The organism is Metabacillus sp. SLBN-84 (genome assembly GCF_053629595.1).
The window spans coordinates 2,179,032-2,191,565 of the sequence record NZ_JBRJIP010000001.1 but is presented as its reverse complement, the minus strand read 5'-3'; the positions used below and the strand labels follow the sequence as shown (position 1 = coordinate 2,191,565).

At 42.8% G+C, this 12,534-nt stretch carries 11 protein-coding genes; 1 reads left to right on the top strand and 10 read right to left on the bottom strand.

Features of this window, described 5'->3' with window-relative positions:
* Positions 1 to 56: 56 nt before the first annotated feature.
* From RKD52_RS11250 to RKD52_RS11220, 7 genes are all read right to left on the bottom strand, one after another.
* The gene (locus RKD52_RS11250; RefSeq protein ID WP_454099806.1) at positions 57 to 1,340 is read right to left on the bottom strand and encodes an ABC transporter substrate-binding protein; all 1,284 of its coding nucleotides are present in this window, start codon (positions 1,338 to 1,340) and stop codon (positions 57 to 59) included.
* A 199-nt stretch (positions 1,341 to 1,539) separates the two neighbouring features.
* Positions 1,540 to 2,682, bottom strand: a complete 1,143-nt coding sequence (locus RKD52_RS11245) for a GntR family transcriptional regulator (RefSeq protein ID WP_454099805.1) — start codon at positions 2,680 to 2,682, stop codon at positions 1,540 to 1,542.
* A gap of 76 nt (positions 2,683 to 2,758) precedes the next feature.
* Positions 2,759 to 3,913: a Gfo/Idh/MocA family protein gene (locus RKD52_RS11240; protein ID WP_454101199.1), complete on the bottom strand. Its 1,155-nt coding sequence runs from the start codon at positions 3,911 to 3,913 to the stop codon at positions 2,759 to 2,761.
* Between the two features lie 148 nt (positions 3,914 to 4,061).
* Positions 4,062 to 5,054 carry an L-glyceraldehyde 3-phosphate reductase gene (gene mgrA / locus RKD52_RS11235; protein WP_454099804.1) on the bottom strand — a complete coding sequence of 331 codons (993 nt, stop codon included), beginning with the start codon at positions 5,052 to 5,054 and terminating at the stop codon, positions 4,062 to 4,064.
* Between the two features lie 130 nt (positions 5,055 to 5,184).
* Positions 5,185 to 6,432: a YeeE/YedE family protein gene (locus tag RKD52_RS11230; RefSeq protein ID WP_454099803.1), complete on the bottom strand. Its 1,248-nt coding sequence runs from the start codon at positions 6,430 to 6,432 to the stop codon at positions 5,185 to 5,187.
* Positions 6,433 to 6,598: 166 nt separating this feature from the next.
* Positions 6,599 to 7,267, bottom strand: a complete 669-nt coding sequence (locus RKD52_RS11225) for a GNAT family N-acetyltransferase (RefSeq protein ID WP_454099802.1) — start codon at positions 7,265 to 7,267, stop codon at positions 6,599 to 6,601.
* A gap of 12 nt (positions 7,268 to 7,279) precedes the next feature.
* On the bottom strand, positions 7,280 to 8,164 hold the full coding sequence (locus RKD52_RS11220; protein WP_454099801.1) for a carbon-nitrogen hydrolase family protein: 885 nt from the start codon (positions 8,162 to 8,164) through the stop codon (positions 7,280 to 7,282).
* A 159-nt stretch (positions 8,165 to 8,323) separates the two neighbouring features.
* Here RKD52_RS11220 and RKD52_RS11215 point away from each other — a divergent pair, with 159 nt between their 5' ends.
* Positions 8,324 to 8,836, top strand: a complete 513-nt coding sequence (locus tag RKD52_RS11215; RefSeq protein ID WP_454099800.1) for a hypothetical protein — start codon at positions 8,324 to 8,326, stop codon at positions 8,834 to 8,836.
* A gap of 21 nt (positions 8,837 to 8,857) precedes the next feature.
* Here RKD52_RS11215 and RKD52_RS11210 read toward each other — a convergent pair whose 3' ends face one another.
* The 3 genes from RKD52_RS11210 to RKD52_RS11200 form a co-directional block, all read right to left on the bottom strand.
* Positions 8,858 to 9,967 (bottom strand): histidine kinase N-terminal domain-containing protein, encoded by a 1,110-nt coding sequence (locus tag RKD52_RS11210; protein WP_454099799.1) that lies wholly within the window; start codon positions 9,965 to 9,967, stop codon positions 8,858 to 8,860.
* A 239-nt stretch (positions 9,968 to 10,206) separates the two neighbouring features.
* Entirely contained in the window at positions 10,207 to 11,190 is a 984-nt protein-coding gene (locus tag RKD52_RS11205) for an ornithine cyclodeaminase family protein (RefSeq protein WP_454099798.1), read from the bottom strand.
* A gap of 26 nt (positions 11,191 to 11,216) precedes the next feature.
* Positions 11,217 to 12,530, bottom strand: a complete 1,314-nt coding sequence (locus tag RKD52_RS11200; RefSeq protein ID WP_454099797.1) for an MFS transporter — start codon at positions 12,528 to 12,530, stop codon at positions 11,217 to 11,219.
* Positions 12,531 to 12,534: the final 4 nt, after the last annotated feature.

The window sequence follows — 12,534 nt, the reverse complement described above, 5'->3', positions numbered from 1 at the left end:
TCTTACTTCCCTCCTTAACAGAGGGGATTCTTTGGAGCAAGAATCCCCCAGGCCTTTTATTTCAATGCTTTCTCCACTTTTTCATTTACTTTTTTAAGAAGTTCATCAGGCTCGCCATTCCCCCGTGTTGCATTTTCCACGGCACTCGCTAATTCATTCCAGTAAAGAGTTCCCTGAGTCATAACTGGTCTGTGATTGCTCGATGGCAGGATCTCAACAAACTCATTTAGAATCGGGTCATCTTTATAACCTAATTCTTCATTGACAGAATCTTTAATTGAGAAATCTTTGGCAATGCCGCTGAAGATTTTCTGCCCTTCTTCTCCGCTGAAGAACTTAAGGAATTCCCAGGCTGCTTCTTTCTCTTTTGCTCCTTTAGGGATGACGACAGACCAGCCTCCTGACCAAGTCGAGTAGTTATCGCCTGTCGGAGTTGGTATCGGGAATACGCCGTATTCAAGATCCGGCTTGAATTTATTAATAGCCGAGACCGTCCAGGGTCCGCTGATTTTCATGCTGATCTGCTCTGTTAAGAACGGATCCATCGCGCCTGTCCCCTGTGAATTCGTAAAGGCTGTAATGTCTTCAATGTTGTATTTCTTTGCATAATCGGCAATCCATTGAAGCGCTTCAACATTTTTCGGATCGTCAGCTGTTACTTCTTTTGTTTCAGGATCATAGAAATCGCCGCCGAAAGCCCAGCCCCATCCATAGAACCAGCCTTGATCAAGCCATGGAATGAAACCGATTTGGGAAAAGCGTTTTCCGTCTTTAATCGTCAATTTTTCTGCTGCATCTTCGAGTTCCGCAATTGTTTTTGGAGGATTTTCCGGATCAAGCCCGGCTTTTTCGAAATGCTTTTTATTGTAGTAGACGAGCCTTGAATCTGTAGTGGTCGGCAGTCCGTAAAGTTTATTTTCATATGACGCTTCTTCCCATGCAAATGGGTAGAACTGGTCTTTCGTTATCTTATCTTTTGCAGCAAGATCACTTAAATCTTCAAGTGAACCCTGTGCGGCCCACGAAGCAATTTCAAAACGGTCAAAATAGGCAACATCCGGGGGATTTCCACCCGCAATAGAGGACAGGAGTTTTTCGTTGGATCCTTCACCCTGGTTGGCAATGTAAACAGACTTGACTTTAATATCCGGATGTTTTTTTTCAAATGCTTTCACAACCTCATTTACAGCATCACCTGTAATATCTGTCATCGGATGCCAAAATGTGATGGTCGTTTTTCCGTCTCCACTTTTATTAGAAGATGATTCAGAGCTGCAGCCTGCTGCGACAAGCAAAAAACAAATCATTACTACTGTAAGTAAACTTTTTACACACTTCATCAAAACTCCCCCTGTTTTAAATGAATGGAAAACTGTGAACATAACCTCCCTCCAAAGTTATAAAAGCGCTTACAAATAACATAATGACTTGTCATGTTGATATGTTTTATAGTTAATATATTAATTGGTTGATAATTTATAAGTCAACCTATTTTTCCGAATTTTATAAAAATAAAAAAATAGGCCTGCATATTCAGGCCTAGTACGTAACGCGATGCATTGGTTTTTCTGTTTCACCCTCAACAACTTTGTGAGGAACAAAGATATGCTGAACTGCAAACTTGTGATCAGACATCTTTTCCATCAGAAGATTTACCGCATTAAAGGATATTGTCCATTCATCCTGCTTAATATGTGTGAAATGAATTCGGCCGTTGCCGGGAGAATCAAAGCAGACGACAGAAATATCTTCAGGAACTTTTCTGCCTGCTGCACGCAGTCTTTCAACCGCCAGTTCTGCAATTGAATGCTCGCATGCCGCCACAGCTGTAAGGTTTTTGTGCTTTGCAAAATAAGAATCAAGTTTAAGAATGTCTTCCTTAAAAATGTCTGGATTGCCTGCACTGTGAACAGGCATGCTGTTTTTTATTTCGGTCAGAATATATTCTCTGTTAAGCTTAATTCCAAACTCAGAATGCGCAAGCTGAAATCCCATGATGCGTTCTTCAATGGCTGTCGTACCATCCGGCGGCGGAGACAAAAAGCCAATTTCTTTATGACCCAGGTCAAAGAGATGAGCAGTGAGCTCTCCAGCTGCTTTTTGATGGTCCGTGCAGACAAATGAGGCAGGTATCCCTTTAATAAAACGGTCAATGAGAACAACGGGAAAGTTTCTTGAAACAAGTTCAAGCAATTTGTTGTTCACATGCTCACCATGAACAGGAAAAACAATCAGGCCCTCTGCCCCTATGTCAAGAAATTCATTAACAGCTCGTTCCTCTACTTCTTTTTTCCCGTAGCTCAATTTGAACAAAACCGTAAAACCATAGTCACTGCAATGTTTTTCAATCCCTTTGACAAGATCCATTCCGTAGCTTTCATCAAACCCGGGGAGAATAAAGCCGATCAATTTGCGGGTCTGACTTATGCGTTCAGGAGGAGGTGCAGCATCCTTCCCCGAGCCGGCATACGTAACAAACGAACCCTTCCCCTGAATTCTTTCAATATAATGTTCTTCTGATAAGAGATCGAGTGCTTTTTTTGATGTAATTCTGCTCACTTCAAATTGCTCTGCCAATTCTTTCTCAGAGGGAACTTTCTCTCCATGTTTAAGGGTGCCGCTTTTTATTTGATTCAATAGAGATTGATACACCTTCAGATAAAGAGGGTTAAAAGTTGTCATATCGTCACCTTTCTATGGTTGTTATATTCAATATAACAACTTTATTCGGGTAAGAAAAGAAATTTTTACTGAAAGATTACACCCGGATCTGTTTAGCCCTCTGCGGGATGCTTATCCACTTTTTATCTATGGCTGATTGTTCAATCGCATCAAGAATGAGCTGATTTTGCAGGCCGTCAAAGAAATCAGGTTTTTGGGATTTCTTTTTTGAAATCGCTTCCATTAGTTCGGATATTAAATTGACGAACGTATGCTCATATCCAATAATATGACCGGCCGGCCAGTAAGCATCAGCAAACGGATGCACTTCCTCTGTGCAATTGATGACCCTGAAGCCCTGCAGGCCTTCGTCATCTTCCGATAAATAAACATGAAGGTTGTTCATATTTTCAAGGTCCCATTTAATCGATCCATATTCGCCATTAATTTCAAAACAATTGCGGTTTCTGCTGCCGGCTGCAAAACGTGTTGCTTCAAAAACCCCCATCGCACCGTTTTCAAATCTTGCAATAAATGAAGCAGCATCGTCTACATCCACTATGCCCGTTTTTCCAGGCTCATTTTCAATTGGCCTTTCTTTTATAAAGGTTTCCATAGCCCCAACGACTTCTATCATTTCTCCTACTAAAAACCTTGTAAGATCAATGATGTGTGCACCAATATCACCGAGGGCTCCAGATCCTGTTATTTCTTTTTTCAGCCTCCATGCAATCGGGAAATCAGGATCCATGAGCCAGTCCTGCAAATAGGTAGCCCTGACATGATAGATTTTTCCGAGCCTGCCCTCTTCAATCAGCTTTTTGGCATATTGAACGGCAGGAGCAAAGCGGTAATTATGGGAAATCATATGAACAACACCGTTTTTTTCAGCGGCTGCAAGCATTCTCTCAGCTTCCTCCGCATTTAGAGCAAGAGGCTTCTCGCAAATGACATGTTTTCCTGCTTCTGCGGCAGCTATGGCAATTTCAGCATGAGAATGATTTGGAGTCACTATATCAATTAAATCAATGTCATCTCGCTTGATTAATTCTCTCCAATCTGTTTCATAGCTCTCAAACCCAAGTTCTTTAGCAGCTTTCATAACACCTTCTTCGTTCCTTCCTGCGATTGCCTTCAGAACAGGCTTTGATCTGTCAGGAAAGAAAAACGGCACATTTCGATAACCTAGACTGTGAGCCTTTCCCATAAACTTATACCCAACCATTCCAACTCTGATCTCATTCAAAACAATCACCAGCCTTCACTTATAGTTGATATAAAAAAAACTGTCATTATATTGACTAATTAGTCTTCCGCACTAAAAATCCTTTTTTAGACGCTGAATTTTTTTATAAAAACGGATAAAGAAAGCCCTGCAAAGCTTGCAAGGCTGTCTAATACTATTCTGACAAAATGCTTTCAATCTGTGAGAGCTCGTCTTTAGTAAATTCAAGATGATTCAGAGCTGCCACATTTTCTTCAATCTGGCTCACTTTGCTCGCTCCGATCAAGGCAGAAGTTACACGCCCTTCCCTGAGCACCCATGCCAATGCCATTTGTGCAAGATTCTGTCCGCGTTTTGCAGCCAGTTCGTTCAACTTCTTAATTTTTCCTACAAGCTCTTCTGTTACGCGATCTTCCTGAAGTGCTCCTGTTGCTTTTGCAGCGCGTGATTCCTGAGGAACGCCTCCGACGTATTTGTTTGTGAGCAGACCTTGCTCAAGCGGACAAAATGCAATCGAACCTACCTTATTTTCCTGCAGCACATCCTGCAATCCTTCTTCAATCCAGCGGTTCAGCATGGAATAGCTTGGCTGGTGAATTAATAGCGGTGTTCCAAGACGGTTCAGGATTTTCACCGCTTCCTCTGTCTGCTCAGCAGAATAACTTGATATTCCGACGTACAGGGCTTTTCCCTGACGGACAATCTGATCGAGTGCTCCCATTGTTTCTTCTAGCGGCGTATGAGGATCCGGCCGGTGAGAATAAAAAATATCTACGTAGTCCAGTCCCATTCTCTTTAAGCTTTGATCAAGACTTGAAATCAGATATTTCTTTGAACCCCATTCCCCGTACGGTCCGTCCCACATCCGGTACCCGGCCTTAGATGAAATAACCAGTTCATCTCTGTATGGCGCGAAGTCCGTTTTCATAAGCTGTCCGAACATTTCTTCAGCAGAACCAGGCGGCGGCCCGTAATTATTGGCAAGATCAAAATGAGTAATCCCAAGGTCAAAAGCCCTGCGCAGCATGGCACGTCCGTTTTCAAAAGAGTCCACTCCGCCGAAATTATGCCAAAGCCCAAGCGAGATTGCAGGCAGCAGCAACCCGGAATTCCCGCAGCGGTTATACGTCATCGATTCATAGCGATCGGAATTAGCTTGATACGTCATATGTATTTCCTCCTTTGTAGTCTTCTTTAGTATCGTAATGGAAGAAAGCGGTTTCGTAAATGAAAAAGTCTTCAGGCTTATCCACATTAGATCGATTGCACTAAAAAAGAACTCTCAGGAATGAGAGTTCTCAGCAAATAGAATCTGTTGGTTTAGGGTTTTTCAGTCCGAAAATCGGCCGGATAAATAAGGCGAGGAATGTTCCAAGCATAGCCATGACCATCCAAACCCATCCATGAAGACTGAATGAAGCAATTCCTCCAAAATAGGCACCGATGTTGCAGCCGAAAGCAAGACGGGCGCCATAGCCCATAAGCAGGCCGCCGATAATGGATGCACCTGCTACACCAGGTTTAATTTTTCCCGGCTTAAACGTTCCTTGCGCGGCTGCAGAAATAAATGCGCCAAGGATGATGCCGAAATTCATTACGCTTGTTGAATCCGCAAGAACGGTTTTTGTTAATGCTGCTCCGTTTGCACCGGTGAAATAACCCCATGATGAAACGTCAATTCCTGCGGCCATCAATGCTTTTCCACCCCAAAGGGCAAAAGCTGATGTTATGCCCCAAGGGTTTCCCCTGATAGACAGTGTCAATGCATTAAGCAGCGCAAGAATGATCGCTGCTGCAAATAGCGGCCATGATCCGCGGAGAATCTTTTTCCAGCCCTTTACGGTAGGAAGCTGTTTCATCATAGGCGGATTTTTCTTTTTGGCAATCTGTATGGTGATCCAGTAAATAAGAGCAAATACAGCAATCTGGACGATCAGTGCACCGCCATAGCCGAGACCCGTGGATGTTGCTAGAGAGACCGGCGGAAGGGCCGGCATATCTTCCATCCAGAAAGTAAAATGGTAGGCTCCAATAACAGATCCTGCAATAAAGGATACAAGGGTCAGAATCATGGATGATGATCCGCCGCCCACTGAATAGAGCGTTCCTGAAGCACAGCCGTTGCCCAGCTGCATGCCAATGCCGAACATAAATGCGCCTACGATAACACTTACCCCTACAGGAGATACGTATCCTGCCGGGGCTGTTCCTGTAAAACTGAAACCTGTGCTTAATATGACGGCAAATAAGACGGATGCTATGGCGAGCATCAGCATATGAGCCTGAAGACCCTGAACATTCCCTACAGAAACGAGTCGTCTAAAGGCAGAAGTAAAGCCGAATCGTGCATGAAGCAAAGTTGCACCAAGAAGCAATCCGATTATATACAGAACGCTCTGTGTACCTCCCGCTGCCAGTAAAATGGCTGCAAATAATAGAACTGCTGCAAGCAATCCCGCCGCAACGAGCGGTTTTTGAACAGGCTTCATTTCAGATACAACGGTGGTTTTAGCCCGTGAAGGTGAATGAATTGCTGTTTCAGCCATATTTAAAACTCCTTTTCATATAAATTTAGTCGGAATAACATGTGCTATTACCATAACGCGTCTACAATCATTTGTAAACCGGATTGCTCATAGTCAGAACATTAAAATACCTGATTGATTGAATAAAAAAACCCAGGACTGAACCTGGGATTTTAAGCAGCCTCGCCTACCTATTAAATGGATTTTTCCATTCCATCAGGGCGGCAAAGTTACATGATTCATCATCTTCAAGATAGTCAGGGATGACAGAGAGCGGAGTTCTTCCGCATCTAAGCAGAAACGTCAGGACGGGGTCTTTCAGGTTCCCTTTCACTACTTCCTCTAAATACTCATCAGGAGTGAGATGATCTGAGTGCTGTCTGTAACCCGGCATTCTTCCTCCGCCAACCAGCCGCTTCAAGTTAAGCTTCACAACCGTTTCATACATGGAAAACATAAGCCATTTCCCAAGACCCAGCTTTCTGAACTTTGGCCTGACGCTAATATCAACAACATAGAGCGTATCTCCGTCCGGCTTATGGCTTCGGGTGATATAGCCGCTGTCGGTTATGTCTTCCCAAGTATGATGGGGGCGGGCAGGATCAAAGTGTACGCGCAGAGCTGTCATTGATCCTGCGATTTCTCCATCTGCTTCTATACAGAGAGCGCCTTCCGGAAACAAATGCACATGCTGCTCAAGCTGTTCCTTTTTCCACCATAGATCAGGCGGAAACGGCGGCGGAAAACTTTCCTTTTGAATCTGAATCAGTGAATCAAAGTCATTTTTTTCATAGCTTCTTACAACTGCTTTAACAGGAACACTGTCTTCGAAAACAAAAAATTCTTTTCTGTACAAGGATTCTCCTCCTTACAGCAGCGTACGGTCCCCCTGCTTGGCTTCCCAATCGGGATATAAATCGGTGCGGCGGTCGCGCCAGGTTGTAACCGATCCGCTTGCACGCACTTTATAAAGAAGCTCTAAATCGAGGTCAGCGGTTACGATCATCGGCTGATTAATTTCGCCTTCTGCAGCCAGCCCCTTTGGAGGGAACGGCACATCATTCGGTGTGATGATGGCAGCCTGACCGAAATTCCCTCTCATGAAATCGACAGTCGGCAGCGAGCCGACAGTACCGGTCGTCACAACGTACACCTGATTTTCAATCGCGCGGGCATGGCTTGTATAGCGGACGCGGTGAAATCCGTGGCGGTCGTCTGTACATGAAGGGCAGAAAATCACATCAGCACCTTTCGCTTTTGCGATCCGCACGATTTCAGGAAATTCAATGTCATAGCACGTCAGCATGGCAATGGTCCCTTTGTCCGTTTCAAACACCTGGAGTTCGTCACCCGGCGTCATATCCCATTCATGAACTTCAGTCGGCGTGATGTGGAGCTTTGCCTGCTCTGCCACCCGTCCGTCCGGATAAAACAGATGAGCAACATTATAAAGGCGCCCTTCTTTTTTGATTACATGTGTCCCGCCGATGATATGCATGCCTGTACTTGCTGCGAGACCTTTAAAAAGCTCCAGATACTGTTCTGTATAATCAGGAAGTTCATCAATTGACAGTACCTGTCCCTCAGCATTGCCGATAGACATAAGCTGAGTAGTGAAAAATTCGGGAAAAAGAACAAAATCCGTTCCAAATTCCTCTGCGGTTTTAATATAGTGCTCAACCTGATCTGCAAATTCCTTAAATGAGTGAATTGTGCGCAGATCATACTGAACGGCCGAAACTCTAAGCTGCATGGAGTTCATCTCCTTTTCCTTAGTGATGTCAAAAACAAAGATATAAATATTATTAAGCATGAGAGAAGAACTTACAAGCAGAAGGTACTGACAATCTGACTGCATCAGATGACAATGCGGGGGGAAAATAATGAACATGACGGAAATTAGAGGGATTTCATGTTTTCGAAATATGATTTTACTAAAAAAAAGCTCTTTCTTTATCTAATCCTAAACGTTCTGATGATCAGCCTGCTCGTCGTTGAGTCCATTTTTGAAATCACTGCTTCCAGTATAATCATGATCACTCTCACTACAGCTGTCCTTGCTGTCTGTTTTTATTTCCTGTTTGAATTTATCGTGGCTGTACCAAAAACGGAAGAAAGGCTGCAGAGCATTTTTATTGGTTCAGGTCTTCTTCTCATGCTTATCGTAACATCATACGCGAATCTTTATTTTCAAATTTATGGATTTTTCGGTGACAAAGCCTTTAAATTCTCAGGTGACCATTTGTCCGGCAATGATTTTTTATATTACAGCATAACGACCTTTACAACCACTGGCTTTGGGGATATTTCCTCCATTGGTCTTATCTCAAACATAGCCGCTGCTTCTGAAATGCTGACGGGTTTTATTGCAAGCACTTTGTTCATGGCAGTCATTACATCGAAGCTCGTCACAAACCTAAAATAAGCCTGAAGAGATTCAGGCCAATTATGAAGTACTTATAGGGAGAGCAATCGTAAAGGTTGTCGTCCTCTCATCCGACAGGCAAGAAATGGTGCCGCCGTGGCTTTCGATGATTTTCCTGCAAATATACAGGCCGATCCCTGTGCCCAGTTCTTTCGTTGTAAAAAAGGGCTCAAAAATCGTTTCAATCTGTTTTTGGGGAATCATCGGTCCGTTATTTGAAATATGTACGTATGCCGTGCTGCTGTCTTCTTTAAAATCAATGGTTATCGTTCTGTTGGCGTTAACCTTCTGAAGAGCGTCAATGGAATTGAGCATCAGATTTAAAAACACCTGTCTCAGTTCATCTCTGCTTGCATAAATAGAAGAATTTTTCTTAGGACCCTCCTGCACTTTAACGCTCCCGTCCAGCAGACTGGGATACATAAAGGCGAGCACCTCATCAAAAAGCTCTCCAAGTTTTAACTTTTCGCGCTTGCTTTCAATCGTTTCTTTTTTGGAAGCATGCAGAAACTGAGACACGCGGAAGTTCAGCTGGTCAACTTCATGGCTGATGATGTCAAGGTATTTCAGATTCGGATGATCGCTTTGCATTAGTTTAATAAATCCTTTTACAGCCGTCAGCGGATTACGGAACTCATGTACAAAACTTGAAGACATCTGCCCGAGAATCGTCAGGCGCTCTTTATGGCTCTGATCGATAAATGAGATCTTATCCTGCAGAATTTCTTCTTTTACCTCCGTGTACTTCTTTACGGAAAAATACGAAAATTGATCAAAAAGGATGTTAATTTCTTCGATAAAAGGCTGAAGTTCTTCCCTGGAAATGCCGGAACTCACAATGTAGCGGATAACCTCGCGGCGGCCAAGGTTAACATTATTGATAAAATCGCCGATATTAACATTAGCTTCTACTCTTTCAAGTGCGACCTTGCTGGCAAGAACATCGATTTCATCCGAACTCAGCGGCTGAACAATCGTCTTTTTCACAAGCTCGTACATTTTCATCCCGTTTTTTTCTACCTCTTCCTGATGCAGATCATCATCTGAAATGGTAATTTTCTGCCGCCATGCAGAAATAAAAGTTGAGATGTTTTCATCGAGAAACCGGATTAATTCATCTGTAGCTGTCATGTAAAAGCACCCCTGATTCTTGCAAAAAATCATATGTAAGATCTCCATCCCTTTGACTATAAAAAAACAGGGCTAAAGTTTCTACTATTCTTAAATCTTTACAATTTACATTCTATCATAAGATGAAATCATTCAGTTAATCCGAATTTTACTTTTGTATGACTGGGAGAGAAAAAAAGGGCGGTAACCAGTAAACAGTAAATAGACCCTTGTTGTACAAGGGTCTATTTTCATGCTCTCTATAAATTTATCTCTTGGCCTAATCCGGATTTTATTGCTTTTTTATAAATGCTGATAGCAGCCATCGTATCTAAATAGCCAATTCCAACTGATTTATAAAATGTGATCTCATCCTCATCTGTCCGGCCCGGTTTTTCACTGCAGATGATTTCACTGATTTCTCCATAAATCGACTGGGGCTGCCACTCATTATTTGCTATAGGAATAAGAAAATCACCCGCTTCTTGTAAAACCCCTTCAATTGTATCAACAACAATTTTACTGCTCTTATTTAATGTCTTAGAGTCTACTTCCTGCATATGAGGGAGGTAGGAGCCTATCGCATTGATGTGAGTACCAGGTTTAATGATGTCTCCGTTGAACAGCGGCACAGAGGATTTTGTACTGCAATTAACAATATCAGCTCTATGAACAGCTGCATCTGGATTTCCTTCAATATAAACCTGACAATCAGGATAAAGCTCAAGCAGGATTTCTCTTAATGCTTCAGCTTTGCCAGACGTCCGGTTATAAAGAATGATTTCATTGATCTCCCTGACAGACATAACAGCTTGAATCTGTCCAATTGACTGTGCGCCGCATCCAATAACCGCCAGAATTTTCGAGTTCTTTCTTGACAGATATTTAGTGGCTGCACCGCTTGATGCACCTGTCCGCAGTACTGTAAGGTAACTCGCTCCCATTATGGCTTTATGTTCTCCAGTTACCGCATCTGTAAGCAAAATCACGCTTTGTAGCACATCTCTGCCTTCCTCTGCATTTTTCGGGAAAATACTGACCACTTTTACAGACATGTATTTCTCTGCTTCAATGAATGACGGCATGTAAAGAGTTTCTGCCTCCGCTTCCGGATATGAAACTGACATCCTGACAGGAGCTTTTGTCTGCTTTGATTGATAGTATCTAAATGCCTGCTCCGTATCCTTTAAACAATCCTTCATAGAATAAATTTTCTTTATTGACGCTTCATTTAGCACAAGCATGGATGATTGCCTCCCTGATTTTCCATTTATACTGCCTTTGATTGAGGTTCTCCATCCGTTTCCACAGGTCTTGTTTCCTTGGTAAACAAAACAGCTGTAAGTGAGATAATTGCAGCCGCAATCATATAGATGGCAACAGGAATAAATGAATTGTTATAAGCGCTGAGTAAGGCAGTTGCAATCAGAGGCGCTGTTCCTCCGGCAAGGGCTGCACCCAGCTGATAACCGACTGTTACTCCTGTATAGCGCACGCTTGTTGAGAAGATTTCAGAAAACATCGTACCTAAAACAGCAGTAATAGGAGCCCATATAATGCCAAGGCCGATAACAGTAGCCACTGTCAACCAGAATACTGAATCAAGTGACAATAAGTAAAAATATGGGAATGCATATAGAATCATACCAATAGTGCCCCCAATATATAGAGGTTTTCGACCAACTTTGTCAGAAAGCTTGCCCATAAAAGGAATCATAATCGTTGTGACGAACGTTGCAATTGTGACAGCATTTAAGGTATCACTTCGGTCAAAATTCAAATTCGATGTTGCATATGAAATGATGAACGTGCCGAATATATAAAACGGAGCTGTTTCGACAACCTTAGCACCTACAGCAATTAAAACTTCCTTCCAATGATATTTAAACGTGTCAACCAGAGGAACTTTCGAAATGGTGCCTGACTCTTTAGCTTCTTTAAATGCAGGTGTTTCATCTATGCCGTTTCGGATCCATAAACCAAGAAGTACTAATAAGGCACTTAGAACAAATGGTACCCGCCATCCCCAGGCTTCAAATTGATCATTAGGCAGAAGCGTCATGACTGAAATCGAGAGCGTACCAAGAAGAAGGCCGATTGTAACACCCATTTGAGGAATACTTCCGAAAAACCCTCTCTTTTTTGGAGGTGCATATTCGGTTGCAAGCAGCAATGCACCACCCCACTCGCCTCCAATACCAAGCCCCTGAACAAGGCGAAGAAGGATTAATAAGATTGGAGCCCAAATACCGATTGATTCATATGTAGGCAGAAGGCCAATAAGAACTGTGGCACCGCCCATAAGTGACAGTGTCATAACGAGTGTCTTTTTCCGTCCAATTTTATCCCCTATATGACTGAAAATTATTCCTCCAAGCGGACGGATAAAGAATGGCAATGCAAATGACGTATACGCAAGCATCAAACCGACAACCGGATCTCCAGACGGAAAATACAGCTTGCTGAAAATCAGAGCTGCGATTGTTCCATAAAGAAAATAATCGTACCATTCAATTGAACTTCCTATTAAACTTGCAACTAACGCTTTTTTTGCAACCTTTTGATTATCCCTGTTTTGTCCCATCCCT